Genomic DNA, 24,436 nt, shown 5'->3' with positions numbered 1-24,436 from the left:
TGGAAGCCGCGCTACCCTAGAATAGTAAAATTATCACTTTCAAAACAAAGATCCTGCATAATAAAATCGGTGAAAAAATGCTTTAATTTTGTTTATTCGCCAAAGTTGTGTCATCAGGATACTCATCCCATGCTTGACCGTCAAGTAGCCTTCCAATCCGAAACTTTTGGACTCCTCCCCATTGTTTAAAAAAGAAGGCGTTATTCTGCTCCAGGCATTGATCTTTTATTTCACATACCAATTCTTCCTTCATTGGACGAGCCTTAGGCCCCGACTCGCCACCAATAATAACCCAGTAAATACCCGTAAGATCTAAGTTCAAAATTGGGCCAAGATGTGGTTCACACGACAAAAGCTTTATTTTAACCGGTGTTTCTCTAAGATGTTCAACTCTTTGTAACACCTTATGATTTTCAACGTGACCCCTTGCCAGATATTTGAGGTCCATTTCAACAGTGGGGCAAGTTCTAGTAACCTCTTTGATCTATTAGTGAGTATTTGGAAAGTATGCCAATGTTCTCTATAAGGTGAAGCTTTAAAGCGTAAAAGGTTAGAAATTCCCTTATTGCACAAAAAAAACGCGCCCCCCGAGACCTCGGAGGGCGCGTTTCCACTTGCATTAAGGATGCTGGTGAAGGGATTCGAACCCCCGACCTACGCATTACGAATGCGTTGCTCTACCAGCTGAGCTACACCAGCAAGTTCGTTTTTAGCGAACAAAAATTATTATAACTCGTTTTCAAAATAATGCAAGCGCCAATGCTTGGTAATTACAATTTCTCGCGAACGGAGCGCAGCTTCTGCTCCGAGGAGCTGGCTTTGTCGCGGCGGTCGTCGATCTTGATCGACGTCGACACGCGGCCGGCACCCGACTGGAACGGCGCTTCATGGATGGCACGAATGGCGGCGAACACGTCGTCCAACGGCCCTTCAATAATCGTGCTCATTGAGGTTAGGGTAAACGTAATTCCCGTCTGCTTCTCCAGCACCCGATGCAACTCAGCGACATAAGCGCTCAGGCTGGTGCTACCCGTTCCGATCGGAATGACGGTTACTTCAGCGATGGCCATAATCGATCCCTTCTTTCTGGTAGTGGTTTTGTTTTCAATCACGAGCTTGTTATTCAACCTACCTCCATTCTACCCATCCTTGCACTTGAAGATCAACCGATCTCTAACGGACTGTAGTGACCTTATTTGTCCCGGGAATCCGAACTTCGCTTTCTAACGGACCTTGGAGCCGCTATTTGCCTAGAATCTGCCCCATTTATACGTCTTCGCACCAAATAAGGGCCTTGGGGTCCGTTAGATTTCTTATTCGTCAGAAATTGCAGAAATAACGACTTCTCAGTCCGTTAGCCAACACCGTTCGAAAAACAGTTGCCGCCCCCAACCATCCTCCTAGTTCCTCAGTCCCATTCATAAATGTTCACAATTCTCCCTCGTCCCCCACTCTCCGCATCGTTATAAGGACTGGAGATTTTCACGACGTTTTCAGGTCATTTACATGGTAAAAATTCGGTTTACAAACACAACATCTTGGGCTATCCTTAGATCAACGCAACAAAATATAGTGTGAACGGGTGATCCGGCGGACAAGCCTCCGGACCTTAAAAGGGAAGTGCGGTGCAAAGCCGCTGCGGTCCCGCCACTGTAATCGGTAGCTAGGCGCTAGAGACGAAACGTTCATCGAATCGTCTTGAAGGCCCAGCCGTTCGTCTGACCTTTATGCCACTGCGGCTTGATTCTAAGGCTGCGGGAAGGCGTCAGCAATGACCCGAAAGCCAGGAGACCTGCCCGTTTGGAAGACACCGACGGAAAACCTGCGAGGAACAGGGATGGTGTCCGCTTGCCGCTGAACCTTAGGGCTTCTATTTCTATGCCCAACGTGATCGTTATGATGCAGCGCATTCGGGCATGTCCACCCTCGTCGGGTTGGACATGCCCTTTTATATGAAGTAAAAACTCAGTTTATCGGGAGGAGAACTTTGTTATGGCATTGCTAAACCAGACGTATACCGGCCGAGACACCTTGCTGGATGAAGTCATTCAATTAGGCGAGGAAATCGTGCACAGTCGAAATCTCGAGGTGCTGCGTGAGAACGCCAATTTGAACGGGGAGAGCTTCTCCGGCAAGATGAGTAAATTCGGAAGCGAGTATGCTAAATGGTACGCAAACCATTTCGTGATGCCGGCCCGCTTGGTCCAAGCCATCCAGGACAATATTGTCTACGTCCACGATCTGGACCAATACGCCATCGGCACAACCAACTGCATCTTTATCCCTTTCGATAAGCTGCTGCGCGAAGGCTTCAATACCGGGAACGGCAGCGTACGCCCGCCATCCTCCATCATGACGGCGATGGCGCTGGTGGCGATCATTTTTCAATCCCAGCAAAACTCCCAATACGGCGGCGTATCCGCGAACAAACTGGACTTCGATCTCGCCCCGTACGTGGCCAAATCATTCGCCAAGTACTTCCGCAAAGGGTTGGATTACTTTGAGGAAGGCGATGCCAGCGCCGAGTTGGGCGACATTGCCATGAGCCGCAGCGACCTCCGAGACGGGTATCCGAAAGCCTTCAAATATGCGTTAAAGGAAACCGAAAGCGAAACGCTGCAGGCAGCCGAGAGCCTGGTCCATAACCTAAACACCATGTCGAGCCGGGCCGGCGGACAAATCCCGTTCACCAGCATTAACTACGGAACCTGCACCTCGCCGGAAGGACAGCTGGTAATCAGCTCCCTGCTCACCGCGACCATGCGTGGGCTAGGCAGCGGGGAGACGCCGATTTTTCCGATTCAGATTTTCAAATGCAAGCAAGGGATCAATCAAAATCCAGGAGAACCAAACTACTCCCTGTTCCTGAAAGCTGCGGAATGCTCAGCCAAACGGCTGTATCCGAATTTCGCCAACCTGGATGCCCCGCTGAACCTGATGTATTACGATCCGACGAATCCGGATACGGAATTCGCTACGATGGGCTGCCGCACCCGGGTGCTGGCCGACCGTTTCGGACGGAACCATCTGTCCGGCAAAGGAAATCTATCCTTTAATACGCTAAACCTCGTCAAAATAGGCCTGGAGCACGGGATCGAATTGGGCCATCGCAAGGAGGCCGATGAGCGCGGCTTCTACCGGGAGCTGACGCATTATATGGATATCGCGCTGGAGGGTCTGCTGCACCGTTTCAACATCCAAGCCTCTCAGAAGGCGAAGGCTTCGGATTTCATGATGCGTGAAGGGGTCTGGGAGGGCGGCGAGGCGCTGGCACCGGACGACGCGGTTGGCGATCTGCTCAAACACGGTAGCTTGTCCATTGGATTCATCGGCTTGGCCGAATGCATGAAGGCCATGTACGGCAAACACCACGGCGAAGACGAAGCGGTGTATCAGAAAGCGTATGATCTGATCGCCTACATGCGCGACTATTGCGACCGCCAAAGCGAAATCCATAATCTGAACATCACGTTGTTCGCCACCCCGGCGGAGGGCCTGTCCGGCAAATTCACTAAACGGGACCGTGCGGTATACGGCCCGATTCCCGGAGTCGTGGATCGCGAATACTACACGAATTCATTTCATATCCCGGTCTACTACAACCTCAGTGCCGCGCGAAAAATCGAACTGGAAGCCAAGTTCCACGGGCTTTGCAACGCGGGTGCGATCTCTTATATCGAGCTAAACGGCAATGCCCGCAGCAACCCGGCAGCGTTCCTGAAAATCGTGCAATTCGCCCTGCAGCAGCAGGTCAGCTATTTCAGCATCAACCATCCGATCGACCGGTGCTCGGCTTGCGGCTTCGAAGGGATTATCGGGGCAACCTGCCCTTCCTGCGGCAGCCATGAGAACGATGTGCATATCCGCCGCTTGCGCCGGGTGACGGGCTACCTGACCGGCGATTTCCAAACGCGGTTTAATGCAGCCAAACAAGCGGAAGTGCGCGACCGGGTCAAACACGACGTATGAATCTTTGCGGCTACTATCCCGAATCTATTAATGAAGGCGAAGGCTTGAGGGCGGCGATTTTTATCAGCGGTTGCCGTCATTATTGCAAGGGCTGCTTCAGCCCGAAGACCTGGAACTTCGATTACGGCGAACCGTTTACTTTGGAACGCGAAGCCGAAATCATTCATGACGTTAAAAATAACCCCCTGCTAAGCGGCTTATCGATCCTTGGCGGGGACCCTTTCTTCTCCGCCGCTGAAGTCAGCGGGTTTATCGACCGACTGGTTGCGGAGACAGGGCCTGTGTCGATTTGGATTTACAGCGGTTATACCTACGAAGAAATCATAGAACGCTCTGGCTCACCTGCATACGAGCTGCTAAGGCGCTGCGAGGTGCTGGTTGACGGAAGATTCGTAGAAGAGCTTCGCGACCCTTCCCTCCTCTATCGCGGGAGCTCCAACCAGCGGCTGGTCGATATTCAGCAAAGCCTGCGGCAGGGAAAGCCCGTATTATGGGAGTCCATGTTCTCTTTCTAGGTACCTCTAAAAAGCTGACTTTTTGATCACGAACAATAGAAGTTTCTGGTATAATTAAAAGCCTGTGACCTTTGTCACAGTTTGACAACATTCATCACGGAGCGCGAGTACCCTTGCGCCCCCTTTTTTCACCCGTTATCTGCAATTTGAAAATTCAAGATTTGCGGTAAACACAGGCGGACTGCAGCATTCATTCCAACTTATTTCACGAAAGCGAGGATTCCTCTCATGCCCACTCTAGTGACCAAACCAAACAACCGACAACTTGCGTTTGACGGCGAGCGCCTTGGCGTCTATGCCGACCGTATTTTGCAAGGATTACATAACCTCGATAAAGAACGCCTATTACGCGGCGTGAATGCCAAGCTCCGTCGCGACGAAGTGAACGGCGAAGAGATCAGCAATGCCTTTACGATGTCCGCCCTGGAGCTCGTCAGCAAAGACGAACCGGATTGGAAATTTGCGGCTGCCCGTTCCCTGCTCACTTCCCTTTATAAAAAAGCAGCGGTCAACCGCCGTTACAAAGCTTACCCCGAGGAGCCGTACGGCTCGTTCCACCACCTCATCTCCGAGCTGTGCAAGCTGGGCATCTACCGCGAAGAGCTGCTCGAGTGCTACACGAAAGAGCAAATTGAAGAGCTGGGCCGCACGATCGACCCTTCCTGCGATTTGCTGTTCGACTACATTGGCCTACTGACGCTGACCGAGCGTTACCTCGCTACCGATTTCGACGGACGGACGATGGAGCTGCCGCAGGAGCGCTATATGGTCATCGCGATGTACCTGATGCACAAGGAGCCGGAAGAGAAACGCCTGGAATTGGTGAAGGAAGCGTATTGGGCGATGAGCAACATTTATATGACCGCCGCAACCCCAACCATGTCCAATGCCGGTAAAAAAGTCGCCGGTCAGCTCTCCAGCTGCTTTATCGATACCGTAGACGATTCCCTTGAGGGCATCTTCGACTCCAACACCGACGTGGCTCGACTGAGCAAAATGGGCGGCGGCATCGGCGTCTACCTCGGCAAAGTCCGCGCTCGCGGCTCCGATATCCGCGGCCATAAGAATACCAGCTCCGGCGTCATCCCTTGGATCCGCCAGTTGAACAACACCGCCGTCAGCGTCGACCAACTCGGAACGCGAAAAGGCGCGATCGCGGTTTATCTGGACGTTTTCCACAAGGATATTCTCGCCTTCCTCGACTTGAAGCTGAACAACGGGGACGAGCGGATGCGTGCGCATGACGTTTTCCACGGCGTTTGCCTGCCTGACCTATTCATGGAGGCGGTAGAAGCTCGCGGCGAATGGAATCTATTCTGCCCGCATGAAGTGAAGAAGACGATGGGCTGGAAGGATGAGAACGGACGTCCGTTGGGTCTGGAGGACTTCTATGATGAGGAGTTCGGAAAGGGCAGCTTCCGCGAAAAATACGCCGAAGCCGTCGCCCACCCTACCCTCTCGCGCATCACGATGCCGGCGATCGATATCATGAAGCGGATTTTGAAATCACAGTTGGAGACCGGTACGCCTTACATGTTCTATCGCGATACGGTCAACCGAGCGAACCCGAACCGCACGCACGGGATGGTTTACTCCTCCAACCTGTGTACGGAAATCATGCAGAACCAATCGCCGACGGTCGTCGAGCAAGAGGAACTGGTAACGAAGGACGGGCAAACCCGGATCGTCGTGTCCAAAATTCCGGGCGACTTCGTCGTCTGCAACCTGAACTCGATCCACCTGGCCCGCGCGGTGCCGGCTGGCGTGCTGGAGCGGCTCGTACCGATCCAGACGCGGATGCTGGACAACGTCATCGATATCAACAATATCGAAGTGCTGCAGGCGCAATACACGAACAGCCAATATCGGGCAATTGGCCTTGGCACGTTTGGCTTGCACCATCTGCTCGCGCTCGAGGGCATCCGTTGGGAATCCAAGGAGGCCGTGGAGTACAACGATGCGCTTTATGAGAAAATCAACTACCTGCTGGTCAAATCCAGCATGGAGCTTGCCATAGAAAAAGGGAAATATCCGAAGTTTGCCGGTTCCGACTGGGAAACGGGGCATTACTTTGAAGCTCGGAACTACACGGACGGCACGCGCGAAGGCAAATACGTAACGACCGAACAGTGGCGCGCGCTGCAGAAGGAAGTGAGCTTGAACGGCGTCCGTAACGCCTGGATGTTCGCCATCGCGCCAAACGGCTCGACCTCGATCATCGCCGGTTCCACCGCCAGCATCGATCCGTTGTATGAGCTGCTCTCCTATGAGGAGAAGACGACGTACAAGATCGCTAACCCGGCACCGGATCTGTCCGAAAAAACGATCTGGTATTACAAGACAGCGTTCCTGATCGACCAACACTGGTCGATCGACATGGCCGGCGCTCGCCAGCGCCACGTCGACCAAGGGCAAAGCTTCAACCTGTACGTGCGGCCGGACATCAAAGCCACCGAATTCCTGGAGCTGCACCTGCATGCTTGGAAGGCCGGGCTGAAGTCGACGTATTATGTGCGCAGTCGGGCGTTGACGATTGAGGAGTGCGAAAGTTGTGCCTCATAGGGGACTCATCCCTCCCCACCCCTCCCTTACCGTAAGGGAGGGCGCCCGAGGGCCTGCTGCCCTCTGGGCTCCCGCAATGAGAGGAACGTTGGAGTGACTGAGGCGCTCCTGCACGCTCTCCCCTGCGGGGATACGCTTTAGGTTGGCTCGTGGAACGCTTTTCCCCCTTCGGGTACGTCTTACTTTGGGCGCACCCGGGTGACCTGGTAAACCGTGCTGCTCATAACTGCTGCTGTCGGCGCACCCGAGGGACTTTGGCGGGATGAGCCGCTTCTCGCCCTTCGGGCCCGCTCTACTTCAGGCGCTCCTGCAGGGCGGTGACTGCGACTTTGGGGCGTTTTGGCGAGAACCGAGTGCGAATGAGTCGTTGTCCCTTCGGGATGCACTTACTTTTAATGAAATTGAGCGGCAGGGGCGTTTGAAATGCCACTGCGTGCTAGGCGGCGCCATCCCCTGCGGGGGATGCGCTCACGGCTTTGTAATAATACATGCGGGGAATGGGCCAAAGGGTTCAATGAGCTAGGACACAGATCTTAAGCTCATTGAACCGAGGTGAAATGATTCTGAAGAAGCTAAAAGCTTTCTGAAAGAAAGCTACTTCGGAAGCATGCGCTAGGTCGCCTTTGCGAGTGGATTTCTACAACTTCTGAATCCAGTTCAATCAGAGAAATCCGCGAGCAACAGCGATCGTAAGAACATTTCAGCCGGCGGCCCCCTCCCGCATGATCCACTACAAATTAAGGAGCGAAATCCCATGCAACTTCAAACGATATTCAACACCGAAGCCCCCAACAAATCAACGCGGATCATCGGCGGCGAAAGCTCGGGCATCTTGAACTGGAATGACATCCGCATGCCGCATATGTACAAGCTGTACAAAGTGCTGCTGCTCAACCACTGGATCGCGGATGAGATCCCGATGGCCAAGGACGCGCAGCAATTTGCCCTGCTCGATTCGGAAGAGCAGCGCACCTTTAAGATCAACATCTCGCTGCTGGCGGTACTCGATTCGATGCAAACGATGTTCGTTGGCGACGTAAAACGTTACTTCACCGACTCGTCGCTGGAGGCGATTTCGGCGATCATCGGTCAGCAGGAAGTGGTACACAACCAATCCTACTCCTACGTGTTGTCCTCGATCGTATCGGAGCAGGAGCAGAAAGAGATTTTCGAATACTGGAAGCATGATCCGGTGCTGCTGGATCGCAACAAGTTCATCTCCGACATCTATCAGAACTTCCGTAATAACGCGACGCCGCAGACGTTTTTTGAAGCCCTGGTTGCTGACCTTATTCTTGAAGGCATCTTCTTCTACAGTACATTCGCCTTCTTCTACAACCTGGCGCGCGATCAGAAAATGATGGGCACCAGCCAAATGATTTCGTATATCCAGCGGGACGAGAATCAGCATTGCTACTTCTTTGCCGAAGTGTTCAAGCAATTGCTGGTCGATTATCCGGAGCTGAACACGAAAGAAAACATCGACTACGCCTATCGCACGATCGACCGGGCGGTCGAGCTGGAAACGAATTGGGCGCATTATACGCTAAAAGATGTGCAAGGCATCGACTTGAACGAATTGTCCGATTACATCAAATATATCGCCAACAAGCGACTGACGTTGATGGGTCTGGACAAAGCGTACCAAGGCGTCGATATCAACTGCATGCCGTGGATCAAGCCGTTCTCCGACGAGGCGCTGAACGCGACGAAAACGGACTTTTTCGAGGCCAAATCCCGTAATTATGGCAAGGTTGGCGACGACAACGGGTTCGACGACCTGTAAGGACAAGAACGGCGCAATAAATGATGGCGGCTCTTCTGCATTAGCTCTGCGGAAGAGCATTTTTTCGCAAAAAAAGTTTGTCCCATTTAACTTCGGTTTAAAAAAACGGGATATGCTATGATTAACTACCAAATCGGCCCAGTGCCGGAACATCGGAAGGACGTTAGCATTTATGGATTTACTGATTACCGTAATTATGCTTCTGATCTGTCTTGTAGCCTCCAACATCATCAGCCACTATATCCCGTTGATCCCTACCGCGTTGACGCAAATCGCTCTTGGGATTCTGATTGCGCTAGCCTTTAACGGGTTTTCACTGGAACTCGAGACAGAATGGTTCTTGCTGCTGTTCGTTGCACCCCTGTTGTACAACGACGGCAGGTATTTCCCCCGCGACCAACTATGGAATATGCGCGGGGCGATTCTGGGGAACGCAATTATCTTGGTGGTATTAACTACATTGGGTGGCGGTTACCTCATTCATGCGGTGATTCCCGACATTCCACTGGTCGCGGCATTCGCACTGGCCGCGATTCTGTCCCCTACCGATCCGGTGGCCGTCAACGGGATCGCCAAGCGAATTCATCTCCCCGAGAAGGTGCTGAATCTCGTCCGAGGGGAATCGCTGATCAACGACGCCTCGGGCCTGGTAGCCTTTAACTACGCGGTTGCTGCGGTTGTTACGGGGTATTTTTCGCTGCGGGAAGCCGTGTTCGATTTCTCCTATATGTTCGTGACCGGAGCCTTACTGGGACTGGTGCTCAGCTTAATCATGACCTGGATTCGGTTCTCCCTGCTCAAACAAGGGATCAAGGATGCCACGCTGCATTCCCTGCTGCAAATTCTGACGCCGTTCCTGATCTTTATCGTCACGGAGGAGTTCCTGCACGCTTCCGGTGTTATTGCTGTGGTTGTGGGCGGTATCGTGCATTCCCTATTGCGGGAGCGAACGGAAACGATGCTGGCGGAGGAACAGGTGTTAACGGAAAATATCTGGTCCACCGTGCTCTTCATCCTGAACGGGATTGTCTTCCTGCTGCTTGGGTTGAACATCCCGTCATCGATGCAGGCTACCGTCGACAACCCGAATATTAACAATGTGCTGGCAGTCGGTTACGCGCTTGTTGTTGGGATCGGGATTTTGGCGATTCGCTTCATCTGGTCGCATTTCTTTGCCATTTATGAATACCGGAAGGCTAAAGTCGGCGAGGTTGACAAACCTACGATAAAATCCAGCTTGGTTCTGACCCTGACCGGGGTTCGCGGCGCAGTCACGATGGCCGGGGTATTGTCGATCCCTTATGTAGTCGCCAGCGGCGGTCCGTTCCCGGAACGATCGTTGATCTTGTTCTTGGCGGCAGGCGTCATCTTGTTTACGTTGATTGTGGCCACGATCTTTTTGCCTATGCTTAGCAAAGGGGGCGCGCCCGGCGAAGAGACCGACGAGTTTCTCGATATGAATGAAGCCCGTACCCGCGTGCTGCGGGTAGCGATAAACAAGATCAAGGAAGAAATGAACGACGACAACAAGACAGCGGCCTACCAGCTCATGGACGAATATAGCCGGCTGCTTCAGCCGGCCTTGGATCAATGGGGAGCTCAGCGTCCGGATCGTCCGGCCATGCTGGGTAAAATCACCGAATTGCACCGTGTTGCACTGAAGGTGGAACGCGGCTACATCCAACAGGTGATGGCAAACGGAGGCATGGACAAAGAGATGTTCGAGGCTTTCGAGAAGGCGCTGGAGTTACGGGAAGAGAAGCTGTCGCAAAGCGGCCGTGCTCGCTTCTTTTTCCTGGTTGGCAGTGCGGTTCGAGACTTTCGGCGCGCGAAACGAAAATACAAGGAGTTCGCCATGAAGGCCGAGGGAAGAACCATCCAAATCCACGCGCTGCAAGCCGCACTCGAGCACTTGCAGGGACTGAAGAAAGGGAACGAATCGGACAACCTGATCCAATTCGTCATCCTGGATTACAAGCGTGGGATCGCCCGGCTTAAAGGCACCGCGGATCCATTCAGCGAGAAAACGGAAGCTCAGAAGGAAGAGCTGCGGTTGCTGGTCATGGACGCTGAACGCGCGGAAATCAGCCGCATGTTCGAGAATGGCGACATTAACCGGGAACAAGCCCGGGAACTGCGCCGAGCGATTAACCAGATCGAAAGCCTCACCCTCTATGAGCACGAGGAATAGCGATGATTAAGGAGACGGCGGTGCCGCGCGAGCGTAACGAAACGTAACGCGCTTATTCGGCGAAGAATGGGCAACACAGAAATCTAACGGAACCAGAAGACGCTATTGGGACTATTTAGCCTGGGATCAGGCCTTAAATAGCCAAATAGCGTCTTTTCGTTCCGTTAGACTGGGTAACTGGCGTTTTTCGCCGAAATAAGGTCTGCTCGTTCCGTTACGCGAGCGTTCCAGCGTTGAGCGCGCCGACGCGCAGCTCCGCCCACGGGAGCGGTAAACCGCCGGGATGCCGCAGGCGGACCGTCCGGCTCTCGCCAGGCAGCAGGTCGAAGAAGTTGTCGCTGAAGCGGACCCCGCCCAGCGGCAGCTCCAGCTTGACCAGCCGGGCAACGCCCTGGCCGGAGGCCGTGACCGTGACGGTCTGCGCTGCTTCATCAATCTGCACGTCCAGCTCGGCGGCAGGCAAGCGCAGCTCCTTCGGGTCGCGCAGATAATAGCGATTCACCGGTGCGGCGAATCCGGTGGCGCTCAGCTCCACCAGCACCTCTTCCGGCGCCAAACCGGCCAGCGCCTTCGCCTCTTCCAAGCCTCCGAGCGACAGCGCCGTTTGCGGCGGGATCTTCGCCGCAAACGAAAACCGACGAACGCCTCCCGGAGGAGTGTCCTGCACGCCTGCGGATCCGCCTCCCATTCCCCCGACTTCCTGCGCCCCCGCCAGATCGCCGCCCTGTACCAAGGGATGCACCGTTACCGTCACAGTTCCCTCCAACTCCTCCAACGTGTCGTTGACCACCCACACGCGTAGCGGCTCGCCCGGCTCATGCTCCAGGGACAGGAGTATGGGATGAAAGAAGGTCTTGCCATAATAATACGAAGCCTTCGGTAGCAGCTCGTAATCGATCATCGACCAGCTCGTCCCCGGCCAGCTGTCATTCAGTTGCCACACCAGCGCGCCGCTGTTGCGGTGACGGTGGCGGCGGAAATGCTCGATTCCGTACTTCAGCCCTTCCGCTTGGGTCAGCATGGAGAAATTCATGTACTCCTCGATGTCCTGCGGAATCCCCGTGTAGCCTTCCATCAGCAAAATCCCTTTGCGATGGTTCGTATCCTTGTTCCGATACGCCATCTCGGCGCTCCCCCAGGTAAACTTCCCTTCGGGAATGTTCTTCGCCAACGTATATCGATTCGCCGAAGCATGCATACCGAACTCACTGCTAAACAAAGCAAGGTCTTGCTTATAGTTCTTAAACGTAACCCCTTCGATGCTATAATCGAGCCGCGGCTTCTCGCCTTGCATACGCGGGTACACCGACCCATGCCACACTTGCCAGTTATGGCGGTCCCCCTGATTCGGATCGTTGGCGTCATACCCGTCCTGCGCGCCATAGGGCGACGAAGGCCAATACGGACGATACGGGTCCAGTTCGGCCAAAAGTCCGGGGATCAGTTCATGATAGATCGTCTCGCCGAAAAAAGCTCCGGTAATGTCACCCGCTGCCGACTTCATGTCAACCAGCCAGTCGATTTCATTGTTGCCGCACCAAAGCGCAAGCGAGGCGCGGTTCCGCAGCCGCTTGACGTTATCGATGATTTCCTGACGCACATTGTCCATGAAGTCGCGGTTAAAGTCCGGAAATAGCGCATTGGCAAAAGCGAAATCCTGCCACACGAGCACCCCGCGGCGGTCACATTCCTCGTAAAAAATCTCCTTCTCATAAATGCCGCCGGCCCAAACGCGCAGCATGTTCATATGCCCCTCCACGGCCAGCTCGATCAGTCCGCGATACATGGGTTCCGAGATCGATCCGATCATATGATCTGCCGGAATCCAGTTGGCTCCTTTGGCATAAACCTTAATGCCATTAAGGATAAAGGCAAACGACGGACTGCCGTCGGGATTTTGCAGCGATAATTCCAGCGTGCGTATGCCAAAAGGCTGCTCGTAGCGGTCAATCTCCTCGTCGTCGGCAAGAAGCGTCACCTCCAAAGTGTACAGATAAGGCTCGCCCAAATCATGCGTCCACCAACGCCGCGGCAGGGCGATCCACAGTTCGGCCGACGCCGATCCCTTCGTTCGAAAAGCCTCCGGAAAGGCTTGTCTCAGCCCTGCTTGAACGCCTAATAGAGCCCCGCATTCCTCCAGCACAGGAAGCTTGGCAGACGTTACCTCCGCCCCATCCCCGTCCAGCAATCGTACGACGGCCACCGCCGTCGTTCCGGAACGAAAGGCCTCCGCTTCGGCGCTCACCCGGATGACCGCCTCCTCCGCCGACGCGGATAACGTTGCGGCATATACGCCGGTCAGCTTCGCCCGTCTGCGCCGCTCCAGCCGAACCGGACTCCAAATGCCGGTCGTCACGATCCGCGGCCCCCAGTCCCATCCGAAGTTCATCGCCGCCTTGCGGATCCAGGGACGCTCCTTCGTATAGGAGGACCATTCGAACTGCTCTTTGTCCCGGTGATGTAGATCTAGCGGATCGAATCGAACCGCCAGCGTATTTCGGCCTTCACGGACGATCCGCGTGACGTCGAACGTATAGCAGCGAAACATGTTGGATGCCGAGCCAATCTCATGTCCGTTGACGTAAACAGTCGCAAACGTGTCCAGCCCTTCGAACGTGAGTTCCATCCGCTCTTCATCCCCCGGTACGGCATTCAACTCAAACGTCGTGCGGTACCACCATACTTTCCGCTCGATCCAGCGGCACTTCGCATCGTTATGCCCGTAATACGGGGGCTCGATGATCCCGCGTTCCAGCAGCGCCGAATGCACGTCGCCCGGAACGTTTGTCTCGATCCAGAAGCGGTCGTCCAGTCCGGGGGCGGCCAGCTCCAAAGGTGGTTTCTCCCCAACCTCAAAATGCTGCAGCTTCCATGGTCCCGATAAAATCATGAATCGTCCCTCTTTTCCCGATGGTGATGTAGGATGGCGATTAATTCTCGCTCGCTGTCACGCCTGCCGGATCATAACCCAACGCTTCCTCGCGAAATTCGCTGGGCGTCTTCCCCGTATGCTTCTTAAACAGCCGGCTGAAATATTTCACGTCCTCGTACCCGGTCATTCCGGCGATTTCGCTCACCTTGGCCGGGGATACGACCAGCAGGTCCATCGCTCGGCGCATCCGCAGAGCGGTGACGTAGTCGCCGAAGTTGCTTCCCGTCTCTTTCTTAAACAGCTCGCTAAGATGCCCGGGATGCAGGTGCACATAAGCTGCGATCTGCTGCAAACTTAGCTCCCCCGCCGGGCAGGACTCCATAAACGCCTTGGCCCGCTGCACATGGGAAGCCTGCCCTTCGCCGAGCTGGCTGTGATACAAGTTCATCACGGCATGCAGATGACGAAACAGCTCCTCTTTCAGCTTGCCCCCTTCGACCTGCTGCTGCAGCCATGGCTCGAAGCGCGCTTCTCCTTCTTTCCCTAAAGCCCGGAGCGTTCGCTCTAGCCAACGGTGCGCGGCGACGGCCGCCGATTGCAGACAAGCCTGATACGATTCCGGCGTACATTCCGGGTCCGCGGCCAGCTCGTCGGCCAACCGCTGTGTCCAAGCCCGCAGGGCCATCGGATCCTGCTCCAACAGGATCGCGCCAAGCCCGTTCTCCTCCTCTTGCGATAACACCGTCCTCCCGCCTTTGCGATCGGCGATTTCCCGGTAATCCAGCAATTTATGGCTCATCAGCAGATCACGGTAAGCAAGGGCGGCGGCCGCCGTCAAATAACTTCGATGGACCTGGTCCAGATCGTCCACGGCAATACCAGCCGCCAGGCGCAGCCGGCAGTTCAGCAGATTTTCGATCCGTTCAAGTACCCCCTTCAAACGCCCGACCGTAGCGAATGCATCCCCCCTGTCTAGCCCGGTCACGCAAACGATTTGACCTTGGTGGATCAATACCGCCGCACCCGGCAGCAAGTCCTCCAGCATATTTTGCACGGCAAATCGCAGCAGCGAATCGGCGTCGTCCTCCTGGCCCCAGCCGTCGGCGGACAAAAGTAAAACCTGCCGGTATCCCGGGCTAATAGAGATTTCCCTTTCCTGATTTTCCTGCTCGGAAAGAACCGGGACCGATCCTACCTCGCCTTCGATCACCCACTTAACCAACTGACGCCGCCGCTCTTCCCGAGCCTGCCGCTGAGCGCGGGAGTCCTCGGCCCGGCGCTCCTGCAGCCGTCGCTTGGCCCGAAGCACCGTTCGGATAATTTCCTCCGGTTTGCTGGTCTTCAGCAGATAGTCGCCAACTCCCTGGCGGATGGCTTGCTGGGTATAGGCAAAATCCCCGTAACCCGACAAAATGATCACCTCCAGCCCCGGCAGCCTTGCGGCCGCTTCCTCCGCCAGCTCCAAGCCGGTCTTGCCGTTCATTCGGATATCGGTGATCAGGATATCCGGCCGCTCCGCTTCCAGCCGCTCGAGCGCTTCCTCCGCGGATGCGGCCGGCGGAAGCAGATTCAACCCGAGCTCGCTCCAGGAAATAACGCTGGCTAGACCGGTCCGGATGATGACCTCATCATCCACTATCAATACGTTCATGGCGATCCCTCCATGATCGGAATAGAGAACGAAACCTGCGTCCCTTCGCCTTCCCGGCTATCTACGGTAAGGCCCGCTTCTTGTCCGTAATGCAAGAACAGCCGCTCGTTTACGTTGCGAAGCCCATATCCAGCGTTCAATTCTGCAACCGTGGCCATCATAGCCGCGGTCTCTGCCATAACCGCCCCCGGCATCGCCGCTTGATCCTGCGATTTCCCTGTCCCTTCAACTCCCGGCAGCGACAGCGCCTGACGGACCTCATCCAAACGCGCGGCGCTCATCCCCAGCCCATCGTCCATGACCATTACATGCATGCGTTTCCCCTCCGGCTGGATCAGGATGGTGATCGTTCCGATGCCCTCGCGTTTTTGAATCCCATGGATCAAGGCGTTCTCCACCAAAGGCTGCAGCAGCAGCTTCAGCATCCATTTATCCAGAAGCCCTTCCTCCACGATATACTCAACATCAAATTTATCGGGAAAACGAATCGATTGGACCCGAACATAGTTACGGATATGCGCCAGTTCCTGCTCAACCGGACAATAATCTCGGCCCTGATTAAGGCTGATCCGCAAGAAGTCGCTAAGCCCCTCGACCATATCGGCGATTCGCCGCTCCCCCGACATCAAGGCGATCCAATGGATCGAAGACAAGGTATTGTACAGAAAATGCGGATTGATCTGCGCCTGCAATGCCCGCAGATCGGCCTCCTTCTTGCGCGCCTCCCCGCGGATGACCTCCCGCTTTAATCGTTCGATATGAGCGCCGAGCATATTGTAGCTCTGACCTAGCCGGCCGATCTCATCATCCGAGGTCGCTGGAAAACGCGGCAAAGGCCGCTCCGGATCGATCCGCGACAAATGTCGGGTCAACACGCGCAGCGGCCGGGTGATCCGGCGCACCGTAAACCAAATCAGCAGCGTGCACGCCAGCACGGAGACACCAACCACCATAGCGGTTAACGTCAAGATATAGCGGTTCTCCGCTTGGTATTGGTCGTAGGGGACACTGCCCACCAGCATCCAGCCGGTCAACGGCTCGCGGCGGTACAGCACCGTCGATTTTGAATCCCCGCTGCCATAGATCACGCTCCCGTTCTCAATCAGGCGGTTGCTGCGCGGTTCCCCTCCGTCGTCCGCCGCCGCGACCCCGCCCGGGATCAAAGCGAACAGGCCGGGCGCAAAGGTATCCAGCGGCTGGCCTAACCTGGACTTGTCGGCGGATGACAGAATGGTACCGTCCTCTCCAATCAATTCGACTTTACCCATCCCCTGGCCAAACTCCGGCGATTCCAGATTGCGGGCAAGCTCCCGTTCGTCAAGGCTGATCGCCAGCCAACCCAGTCGGCGAAAATCATAGATGCTGCGAATCGGCCGGAACAAGGTCATGACCTGCTCCATCCCGGCGTAATCGCGAATTTCGTATACGCCAGACCATGTTTTCACGCCCCCGGCAATCGCTTCCGCCGCCGCAGGCGGGAGCTCATTTTCATACCATGTGGCCGTAGACAGGCGTCCGTCAAACCGTTCGGGATAGATGGCGATATTGGCGATATAAGGCTTGGAGGCCGCCAGATTCGTCATTCTCCCTACTAACTCGGTCCGCTTAGCCTCATTGTCCTCCGGGCCGGTCAGATAGGTCTGCAAATCCCGTTCCCCGATCAAGAAGATCGACAACGTTTCGATATCCTCCAGCATAAAGCGCAGATTGGCATCCATTTGCTTCAGCATGTCGCTGCCGGTCAGCTTCGTTTTCTCCTCTGTAATGTTGGAAGAGATCATAAAGGCGAACAAACCCAAAGCCAACATCGGCACGATCATGGACGCCGCAACCACCACCGACAGCTTGCGCTGAAGCGACGTAGTCAGCCATTTATGCATGTTGCGCTCCCCCTTTGCTCCGGTGTAGGATATTCCTCCCTTATCCTTTCACCGCGCCGGCCGTCATCCCCTTCATCATTTGTTCCTGAAACAGTAAATAGAGAACGATGGTCGGGATCACCGACAGCGTCATGCCCGCCAGCGACAAGCCGTAGTCCGTCTGGTAGCCGTCTGCGAAGTTAGCGATGGCCAGCGGCAGCGTCTTGAGCGCCGTCTTGTTGATAAACACGAGGGCGAAGGAGAAGTCATTCCAGGAATGCAGGAAGCTAAGAATGGTCACCGTGGCTAAGGCCGGAACCGACATCGGCAACATGATGCGGAAGAATAACCCCCACAAGCCGGTGCCATCGATAAAAGCCGCTTCCTCCAGCTCGCGGGGCACACTCGTCAGGTACGCCGTCAGCACGAATACCGCCGTAGGCAGCGCAAATGCGGTGTAAGGCAGAATCAGCGCCCAATACGTGTTCAGCAGCGACATCTGCTTCATGAGAATAAACAGTGGAACCAGGGTGCTATGAATCGGGATCAGCATCCCGATCACGAAGAAGGTCAAGACCCCACCTTTCCAGCGGAACTGGAAACGGGCCAGGATAAACGAAGTCAGCGCGGCTATGAACAAGGTCAGCACAAGCGATCCGAGAGCCACAATAAGCGAATTCCCGAATGCGGTACCGAGCCGCGAGCTCTCCCAAGCCCGCGTGAAGTTGTCGCCATGCCACACCTGCGGCAGCCCAAAGGGACGGGCGTAGAAATCGGCGTTCGTCTTAAACGCGCTGATCACCAGCCAGAAGAACGGGTACAGGGTCACCACCCCATAGAGCGTCAGCAGGCCCCAAAACAAAAGCCGGCCCGTTTTGCCCAGCACCCGCCCGCCGCCGCCATTCCCCGCGTTTTTCGCCGATAGAGGGGTTGTTAGATTCATGTTCATGTTCAATGGGTACCTCCTTTCATCTTAAGCGGCGTCTTTCTTCCGATTGGTCAGCCACTGGCTGGTGCCAATCAATAGCAGACTGATGATCATGATGCTGGTGGAAATCGCGCTCCCGAACCCATAACGATAGGTCGAGAAGGTCGAATTGTACATATATGTCGCCAGCAGCTCGGTCGCATGCGCCGGGCCGCCCTTCGTCATGATGTAGACCAGGTCGAAGGACTTGAGACTTCCCGATATGCACAGGACAACCGCCACTTGTACCGTATTCTTAATCATCGGCAGCGAGATCGTCAGGAGCTTGCGAACACCGGAGACGCCGTCGATCTTAGCCGCGTCGTGGATTTCACCTGGGATGTTCTGGAGCGCAGACATGAAGATGATTAGATAAAGTCCGACATAACTCCAAATCAGCGGCGGAAGAAGCGAATAAATGGCGATATTGCCGTCCGACAACCACTCCAGCTTCCAGCTGGATAGACCCAGCGCGTCCAGCAGAAAGTTCAGGATGCCGATCTGCGGATGATAAATGTACTGCCAGATCATCCCGATCACCACCGTGGACAAGACCATCGGAAGAAAAACCGCCGAGCGAAGGAAGCGCTGCAGCAGATTGCTTTTGTGCAACAACACCGCCAAGGCGAGAGCCAGCGGAATTTGCCCGAACACCGAAGCCAGCACGAACACGACATTATTTGTCAGCGCCCGCCAAAACACCGGATCCCGCAATATTTCCGCATAGTTGCTTAGGCCGGTATATTTCGCTTCGCCGATGCCCGACCAGTTGAAGAAACCGTAATACGCCGACCAGATCACCGGTACGAAAACAAACAACGAGTAAATCACCAGCGCGGGCAGCAGGCCGGTGATGATGAAGCTCTTGCTGCGTAAGGCGTTCATGCTCTCTCACATCCTTTAAGGGAAAAAATAATCCCCCTCCCCTGAGGGGAAGGGGGAACTCTGCTAATTCGAAGCCACAGCCGCGGCTTGTGCGTCCTGAATCTTGCGAGCGATTTCCTCCGCTTTGCCGCCCATGAGCAGCTCCTGCAGCCCGTTGTTCACCACTTCTACGGTTGCCGAGCCCAACTTGGAGTCGTAAACGGGTACGATTTTGACACGTTGGATCAGATCATACAGCTCTACGAACAGCGGATGCGCTTTGCTCTTGTCGAGCTCGATGTTGTAGCTGACTAAGGTGCTGCTGTCCAAAGTAGCCTTTTGCCCGTCGGGACCTGCCATCGCGTAGAACAGCTTCATCGCCGCTTCCTTCCGGGCACCGGTCAACTTCTTGCTGACGCCAAGGCCCGTACCGACGACGCCTGCGGTCGTATCTGCGGCTCCTTTGCCGCCATCAATCGTAGGGACGATGGTGATATGCGTGTTGTCCAGCACTTCCGGCGGCGCATTGTTGACCAGGTTGGCCAGCGCCCAACCGCCGTTGACGACCATCGCGGCATTCCCCTGGAAGTACAACTGCATCATCTGCGTCTCGTCGAGGCTATTGAAGCCATCCTGGAACGCCTTGATGTCGCCAAGCTTCTGGAACTTGGTCAACGCCTCGACGAACTCGGGATCTGTAAACTTGGCCCCATCCTGCGCAACGGCCTTCAGGAACCACTCCGTGCCGGTAACCCGGTCGCCCACGGTGCTGAAGAACGTCGATTGTGCCACCCAGTTCGCTTTGTTGCCCAGCGCGATCGGGATCACGCCGTTGTCATTAAACGTTTGGATCGCAGTCTCTAATTCTTCCCATGTTTCCGGTACCTTCACGTTATATTTCTTAAACAAGCTATCGTTGTAGTAAATAAAAGAGCTTGGCGCCAGGTTCATCGGCACGGAGTAGATTTTGCCGTCTACCGTGTAACCGTCCAGCGCATTCGGAATGAAGTTGTTCTTCCAATCCGGATTGGCATCCAGTTCATCGTTGATCGGCTGCAGCAGATCGCCTTTGACGAATTCCTTCGTCATCGCGTCCGGCCACATCACGAACAAGTCGGGCATTTCGTCTGCCGCGGCCACTGTCCGCAGCCGGGTCTTCAGCCCGTCCGTCGGCAGCCCTTCGTCAACAACCTCGATTTCGGGATGAGCTGTCCGGAAATCCTCGATAATTTTCCGCATCGCCACCGCTTTGGCATCTTGGCCTGTCCAGTTATGCCAGATCGAGATGCTCACTTTCTCTCCACCGTTATCTCCGCTGCCCGAAGCCTCATTTCCCCCGCCGCAGCCGGCGAGCAACAACGCCAACATGGCGGCACTGCACAATAGTGATATCCATTTTTTCATCGTATTCGAATCCCCCCTTGCTTTGATTAAACTCATTGTAATGTTAGCGCTCTCAAAACATAAGGAGACGAATCGCGGCACCAGGGGTGAAAAATTTCGGTTTGGAACTTAGACAAAGGGTTCTATTCTGCTTCTAAAGCACACGATATTGCCGTCCGGATCGCGAAAATGCATCGACCTGGCTCCCCAAGGGTACGTGGTAGGAGTCGCCACGAATTCAACGCCCAGCGCTTTTAACCGCCCATATTCCGCATCGACGTCCTCAACATTAAAACCCAAAGTGAAGTTCCCCGATCCCCAATAGGTGGAGAAATCAAACCCCATATCCGTTTCCGCCGCCCGCCGCGAGTAAATCGCGAGTCCCGTGCCCTCGGTCTTCATTTCCACGTGAATCTCGTCCCCCACCGCCGTCGCTTGCAGGACCGTTTCATAGAACCGGGTCATCGCCACCACCTGATCCGTTAAGATCGCGACATCTACAAATTTCATCCTCATCTCTCCTTCCGCGCCAGAATCAAAAACCGATGCTCCCGACTGGATACAAATCCGGTTTGATCTATAATGTTCTGCAACTCGCATAACTTCTCGAAACAACGTTCCACAGAGAAATCGGCAAACTCCCATTCTAGGATTTTGGCAAAATAGACGAGCGCACCCACATCGCGAAACTTCACCTCGGGAAAAGCCTCCTGCTGAACCTCGACGTCGAAGCCCGCTTCAATCATGTCTCGAACCGTATGGGCCAAATCGAACTCGGCGGGCGTCTTCATTGCCCCTTCGCCAAGTAGATTCCGCGACAGCTCCCGGTTGTTCCGCCCACCCACTTGCTGGGTGATAAACACTCCGCCCGGCTTCAGGATTCGATAGACCTCCTTGGCCGAAAACGATTCATGACGGTTAAGGACCAAATTGAAAAATTCATCCTCATACGGCAGCCGGTCATCCTCCTCCACCTTAGACACTTCAATCCCATAAGCCGGCAGCTTGGCAAGGCACAGCTCATAGTTGGGCGGGTACGCTTCCGTCGCATAGGTGCGGCCGGGTGGCGGTGACAAGGACAGCAGAAACTCGCCCCCGCCGGTTCCCATATCGAGCATCACTGCGTTCTCGCTCATCTCCTGCTGAACCAAGGTCCGATAATCCCAAGGCAATTCCTCTTCTTCCAACCGTCCGTCCAGCTCCGAGAAGTCCCAACCCTGAAAAGCCTTGGCCTCCTCCGCTTCCCACCGCTTCTTCAATTCGCTTCGATCCACTGCCTTTGCTCCCCCTTGTCCTAGTTACGTGCGACAATTTCTTGCAGCGCCTTCCCCAACGTATCGAATCGGAAGGTGAATCCCGCCCGTTGCAGCCGCTCCGGCAACACCCAGCGACTCTTCAGCACCAACTCGGTCTCCGTGCGAATTAGGCGAGCGCCCAGCTCCAGCAGCCAACTCGGCGCGGGCAGGCCGATTGGAACGCCCATTGCCCGTCGCAAGCCGGCCATCAGCTCCCGGTTCGTGACCGGATGCGGGGCGGAGGCGTTAAACACGCCGTCGAGCTCGGGATGCTCCTGCAGGAATCGGACGATCCGGAACAGATCCTCCATATGAATCCAGCTGAACTGCTGGCGGCCGGACCCTTGGGCTCCGCCTAATCCGAAGCGTACCAGATTACGCAATGGGCCCATCACCCCGCCGTCGTCCAGTACGATCGCAATACGCAGCGCGACCCGCCTTGTTGCCGGGAGGTCAAAGGCGAAGAACGCCTCCTCCCATGCTTTTGCGACGTCAACCGAAAAACCCGAGCCCACTTCTCCGCTTTCCTCCGTCATCGGACGGTCCTCCGCATGCCGGTAAATCGTCGCCGTACTGGAGTTGATCCATAACGCTGGCGGACGCTGGCAGGCCAGGATGCACTCCCCAAGCTGACGCGTTGTTTCCGTCCGTGACTCCAGAATAAGCCGTCGATTCTCAGGGGTGTACCGGCAATTCACCGATCTACCGGCGAGGTTAATCAGCAGATCCGCCCCTTCCAACGCCTGCACGATGGCACTTTGGTCCTCCCAGGGAATATGGGGCGCTTGTCTTGAGATTACCTTAACCTCGGCTCCCAGTTCCTTGAACCTCTGCGCAAACGCCTGTCCAACAAACCCGGTGCCCCCAGCCAATACCACTTTCGGCATGCGATCCGCTCCTTTGCCCTGACATTTAGTTTTATTATACCATGCCGTCACGGGGGATTTTTCCAATGAAGTTGTTGCTTGCCAGATGAGGTTAGGCGATAATTCTCCTAAGCAAAGTTAGAGTTACAGTTGAGTTTATAGACACTATATGAGGAGGATGACGGTGGACAAGTTCGGCATGTACGCTAAATTCACAGCCAAACCCGGGGAACGCGACCAGCTGGTCGGCATCTTGCTGGAAGCCGCCGCCGGCGCCGGGAGCGTTCCGGAATGCGAGCTGTATGTGGTGAACGTTTCGGAAACAGAGCCCGAAACCGTGTGGGTTACGGAGGTTTGGAGCAACGCGGAAGCTCATGCCGCTTCACTGCAAGATGAAGCTACGCGAGCGATGATTCAACGCGCGATGCCGCTGATCGCCGGAGTGGAATCCATTCCGATCCGCCCGGTTGGCGGGAAGGGAATCAAGTAGCCGCGCGCATGAGTGAGATGTAAAAGTGCAGTTCTTTTTCGCCAATTTGGTTCGATTCGGGCGATCAAGTGCAAAAGTGCAGTCTAAATCCGGCAAATCACCTCTTATTCCCGGATTCGTCCCTGAATCAAATGCACTTTTGCAGTTCAGTCGCGAGATACGAAGGTTTAGCGAAATATCAACTGCACTTTTGCAGTTGGCTGGCTAGGAGGATAGCCCCAAAAAAGCCCTGTTCCATATCGGAAACAGGGCTTTCGTTGTTTAGGCTTGCAGATCCTTCACGATGTCGCGTACCGCTTCAACGAGCGGGGTTGCCGGACGGCCCAGCAGAGTTTCCAGGTCACCGCTCGGAACGTCCAGCGCCCCTTCGCGGATCCAGCGCTGAATGGAGACGAGGAACGGCACCACTGGCTCCGGCACGCCCGCACCGCGCATTACATCGGCGTAAGTCGCATCGTCGACGTGTTGGACCGGAACTTCACGGCCCAGGGCCTCGCCAATGATCCGGGCCAGCTCGGCATGCGGAATCGGCGTGCCCGAGAGCTCATAGATTTTGTTCTCATGCCCGTTGCCGGTCAGCACGGCTGCTGCCGCTTGCGCATAGTCCTCACGTGTAGCCCAGCCGACTTTGCCTTCTCCAGCGGAAGTCACGAGCGGCGCTCCAGCCAAAACACCTTGGATCGTGCCGGTTTCGTTCTCGATATACCAGTTGTTTCGTAAGAACACATAAGGAATTCCCGTCTTCGCGATCGCTTCCTCGGTCGCTTTGTGAACAGGCGCCAGCTCCAGTGAATTATGCGCCGCATTTACCACGCTTGTATAAGCGATGAGCTGAACCCCCGCCCGCTGCGCCGCCGCAACGGCCGCCAAGTGCTGGCGGATCCGCGTGTCGTTATCGCCTTGCGTCGATACGATCAAGAGCCGCTCCACGCCGGCAAATGCCGGTTCCAACGAAGCGGGGTCCTCGAAATCCCCTCGGCGTACGTCTACACCCCGCGCGCTAAACGCGCGGGCTTTCTCCGGATCACGTACGCTGACCGCCAGCTGCTCTGCCGGCACCTTTGCCAGCAACGCTTCTACCACCTTTGCGCCGAGTTGCCCCGTCGCCCCTGTCACTAAAATCTTCATCCTGGAATCCTCCTTATCGATTGGGTTGCCATGAAGCC

18 protein-coding genes, 1 tRNA gene and 1 riboswitch are annotated in these 24,436 nt (G+C 55.3%); of the genes, 6 read left to right on the top strand and 13 right to left on the bottom strand.

Annotated elements, in window-relative coordinates:
• Positions 1 to 82 precede the first annotated feature (82 nt).
• From MKZ15_RS03135 to MKZ15_RS03125, 3 genes are all read right to left on the bottom strand, one after another.
• Positions 83 to 403, bottom strand: coding sequence for a DUF5131 family protein (locus MKZ15_RS03135; RefSeq protein ID WP_339819768.1), 321 nt, complete (start codon positions 401 to 403; stop codon positions 83 to 85).
• Positions 404 to 626: 223 nt separating this feature from the next.
• Positions 627 to 699: transfer RNA gene (locus MKZ15_RS03130), tRNA-Thr, on the bottom strand.
• A 71-nt stretch (positions 700 to 770) separates the two neighbouring features.
• Positions 771 to 1,070 carry an MTH1187 family thiamine-binding protein gene (locus tag MKZ15_RS03125; protein ID WP_155608263.1) on the bottom strand — a complete coding sequence of 100 codons (300 nt, stop codon included), beginning with the start codon at positions 1,068 to 1,070 and terminating at the stop codon, positions 771 to 773.
• 493 nt (positions 1,071 to 1,563) lie between these two features.
• Positions 1,564 to 1,815, top strand: a riboswitch (cobalamin riboswitch).
• Positions 1,816 to 1,992: 177 nt separating this feature from the next.
• Here MKZ15_RS03125 and MKZ15_RS03120 point away from each other — a divergent pair.
• From MKZ15_RS03120 to MKZ15_RS03100, 5 genes are all read left to right on the top strand, one after another.
• Positions 1,993 to 3,969 carry an anaerobic ribonucleoside triphosphate reductase gene (locus MKZ15_RS03120; RefSeq protein WP_339819766.1) on the top strand — a complete coding sequence of 659 codons (1,977 nt, stop codon included), beginning with the start codon at positions 1,993 to 1,995 and terminating at the stop codon, positions 3,967 to 3,969.
• Positions 3,966 to 4,484, top strand: a complete 519-nt coding sequence (gene nrdG, locus MKZ15_RS03115) for an anaerobic ribonucleoside-triphosphate reductase activating protein (RefSeq protein WP_339819764.1) — start codon at positions 3,966 to 3,968, stop codon at positions 4,482 to 4,484. Before MKZ15_RS03120 ends, nrdG begins: the two co-directional genes overlap by 4 nt.
• 228 nt (positions 4,485 to 4,712) lie before the next feature.
• Positions 4,713 to 7,046 carry a ribonucleoside-diphosphate reductase subunit alpha gene (locus MKZ15_RS03110; RefSeq protein ID WP_193416669.1) on the top strand — a complete coding sequence of 778 codons (2,334 nt, stop codon included), beginning with the start codon at positions 4,713 to 4,715 and terminating at the stop codon, positions 7,044 to 7,046.
• Between the two features lie 754 nt (positions 7,047 to 7,800).
• Positions 7,801 to 8,832, top strand: coding sequence for a ribonucleotide-diphosphate reductase subunit beta (locus MKZ15_RS03105; protein ID WP_193416670.1), 1,032 nt, complete (start codon positions 7,801 to 7,803; stop codon positions 8,830 to 8,832).
• A gap of 172 nt (positions 8,833 to 9,004) precedes the next feature.
• Positions 9,005 to 11,023 (top strand): Na+/H+ antiporter, encoded by a 2,019-nt coding sequence (locus MKZ15_RS03100; RefSeq protein WP_339819760.1) that lies wholly within the window; start codon positions 9,005 to 9,007, stop codon positions 11,021 to 11,023.
• Positions 11,024 to 11,237: 214 nt separating this feature from the next.
• On the opposite strand, the gene MKZ15_RS03095 is transcribed toward MKZ15_RS03100, so the two are convergent.
• The 9 genes from MKZ15_RS03095 to MKZ15_RS03055 form a co-directional block, all read right to left on the bottom strand.
• Entirely contained in the window at positions 11,238 to 13,913 is a 2,676-nt protein-coding gene (locus MKZ15_RS03095; RefSeq protein ID WP_339819758.1) for a glycoside hydrolase family 2 protein, read from the bottom strand.
• Positions 13,914 to 13,953: 40 nt separating this feature from the next.
• Entirely contained in the window at positions 13,954 to 15,546 is a 1,593-nt protein-coding gene (locus MKZ15_RS03090) for a helix-turn-helix domain-containing protein (RefSeq protein WP_339819755.1), read from the bottom strand.
• Entirely contained in the window at positions 15,543 to 17,426 is a 1,884-nt protein-coding gene (locus MKZ15_RS03085; RefSeq protein WP_339819753.1) for a sensor histidine kinase, read from the bottom strand. Before MKZ15_RS03085 ends, MKZ15_RS03090 begins: the two co-directional genes overlap by 4 nt.
• Before the next feature lie 40 nt (positions 17,427 to 17,466).
• Positions 17,467 to 18,348 carry a carbohydrate ABC transporter permease gene (locus MKZ15_RS03080; protein ID WP_193416865.1) on the bottom strand — a complete coding sequence of 294 codons (882 nt, stop codon included), beginning with the start codon at positions 18,346 to 18,348 and terminating at the stop codon, positions 17,467 to 17,469.
• A 30-nt stretch (positions 18,349 to 18,378) separates the two neighbouring features.
• Entirely contained in the window at positions 18,379 to 19,257 is an 879-nt protein-coding gene (locus MKZ15_RS03075; RefSeq protein WP_339819752.1) for a sugar ABC transporter permease, read from the bottom strand.
• Positions 19,258 to 19,320: 63 nt separating this feature from the next.
• Entirely contained in the window at positions 19,321 to 20,640 is a 1,320-nt protein-coding gene (locus MKZ15_RS03070; protein ID WP_339819750.1) for an extracellular solute-binding protein, read from the bottom strand.
• Between the two features lie 108 nt (positions 20,641 to 20,748).
• A complete protein-coding gene (locus tag MKZ15_RS03065) occupies positions 20,749 to 21,129 on the bottom strand; it encodes a VOC family protein (RefSeq protein WP_167521283.1) in 381 nt (126 codons plus the stop codon).
• A 2-nt stretch (positions 21,130 to 21,131) separates the two neighbouring features.
• A complete protein-coding gene (locus MKZ15_RS03060; RefSeq protein ID WP_339819748.1) occupies positions 21,132 to 21,893 on the bottom strand; it encodes a class I SAM-dependent methyltransferase in 762 nt (253 codons plus the stop codon).
• Between the two features lie 20 nt (positions 21,894 to 21,913).
• The gene (locus MKZ15_RS03055) at positions 21,914 to 22,801 is read right to left on the bottom strand and encodes a TIGR01777 family oxidoreductase (protein ID WP_193416678.1); all 888 of its coding nucleotides are present in this window, start codon (positions 22,799 to 22,801) and stop codon (positions 21,914 to 21,916) included.
• Positions 22,802 to 22,964: 163 nt separating this feature from the next.
• Between MKZ15_RS03055 and MKZ15_RS03050 the strand changes: the two genes are divergently transcribed.
• Positions 22,965 to 23,270: an antibiotic biosynthesis monooxygenase gene (locus MKZ15_RS03050; RefSeq protein ID WP_339822269.1), complete on the top strand. Its 306-nt coding sequence runs from the start codon at positions 22,965 to 22,967 to the stop codon at positions 23,268 to 23,270.
• Between the two features lie 261 nt (positions 23,271 to 23,531).
• On the opposite strand, the gene MKZ15_RS03045 is transcribed toward MKZ15_RS03050, so the two are convergent.
• Positions 23,532 to 24,398 carry an SDR family oxidoreductase gene (locus MKZ15_RS03045; RefSeq protein ID WP_339819745.1) on the bottom strand — a complete coding sequence of 289 codons (867 nt, stop codon included), beginning with the start codon at positions 24,396 to 24,398 and terminating at the stop codon, positions 23,532 to 23,534.
• Positions 24,399 to 24,436 lie beyond the last annotated feature (38 nt).

It is taken from the genome of Paenibacillus sp. FSL R7-0216 (assembly GCF_037969915.1).
Taxonomy (GTDB): Bacteria; Bacillota; Bacilli; order Paenibacillales; family Paenibacillaceae; genus Fontibacillus; species Fontibacillus rhizolycopersici.
Note: the sequence above shows the minus strand (reverse complement) of the source record. Positions and strands in the feature narration are given on the sequence as shown.

What these genes read in the sequence shown, in the direction of transcription:
- MKZ15_RS03125 (WP_155608263.1), bottom strand. Translation starts at nt 1,070, where the DNA reads ATGGCCATCGCTGAAGTAACCGTCATTCCGATCGGAACGGGTAGCACC.
- MKZ15_RS03120 (WP_339819766.1), top strand. Translation starts at nt 1,993, where the DNA reads ATGGCATTGCTAAACCAGACGTATACCGGCCGAGACACCTTGCTGGAT.
- nrdG (WP_339819764.1), top strand. Translation starts at nt 3,966, where the DNA reads ATGAATCTTTGCGGCTACTATCCCGAATCTATTAATGAAGGCGAAGGC.
- MKZ15_RS03110 (WP_193416669.1), top strand. Translation starts at nt 4,713, where the DNA reads ATGCCCACTCTAGTGACCAAACCAAACAACCGACAACTTGCGTTTGAC.
- MKZ15_RS03105 (WP_193416670.1), top strand. Translation starts at nt 7,801, where the DNA reads ATGCAACTTCAAACGATATTCAACACCGAAGCCCCCAACAAATCAACG.
- MKZ15_RS03100 (WP_339819760.1), top strand. Translation starts at nt 9,005, where the DNA reads ATGGATTTACTGATTACCGTAATTATGCTTCTGATCTGTCTTGTAGCC.
- MKZ15_RS03095 (WP_339819758.1), bottom strand. Translation starts at nt 13,913, where the DNA reads ATGATTTTATCGGGACCATGGAAGCTGCAGCATTTTGAGGTTGGGGAG.
- MKZ15_RS03090 (WP_339819755.1), bottom strand. Translation starts at nt 15,546, where the DNA reads ATGAACGTATTGATAGTGGATGATGAGGTCATCATCCGGACCGGTCTA.
- MKZ15_RS03085 (WP_339819753.1), bottom strand. Translation starts at nt 17,426, where the DNA reads ATGCATAAATGGCTGACTACGTCGCTTCAGCGCAAGCTGTCGGTGGTG.
- MKZ15_RS03080 (WP_193416865.1), bottom strand. Translation starts at nt 18,348, where the DNA reads ATGAATCTAACAACCCCTCTATCGGCGAAAAACGCGGGGAATGGCGGC.
- MKZ15_RS03075 (WP_339819752.1), bottom strand. Translation starts at nt 19,257, where the DNA reads ATGAACGCCTTACGCAGCAAGAGCTTCATCATCACCGGCCTGCTGCCC.
- MKZ15_RS03070 (WP_339819750.1), bottom strand. Translation starts at nt 20,640, where the DNA reads ATGAAAAAATGGATATCACTATTGTGCAGTGCCGCCATGTTGGCGTTG.
- MKZ15_RS03065 (WP_167521283.1), bottom strand. Translation starts at nt 21,129, where the DNA reads ATGAAATTTGTAGATGTCGCGATCTTAACGGATCAGGTGGTGGCGATG.
- MKZ15_RS03055 (WP_193416678.1), bottom strand. Translation starts at nt 22,801, where the DNA reads ATGCCGAAAGTGGTATTGGCTGGGGGCACCGGGTTTGTTGGACAGGCG.
- MKZ15_RS03045 (WP_339819745.1), bottom strand. Translation starts at nt 24,398, where the DNA reads ATGAAGATTTTAGTGACAGGGGCGACGGGGCAACTCGGCGCAAAGGTG.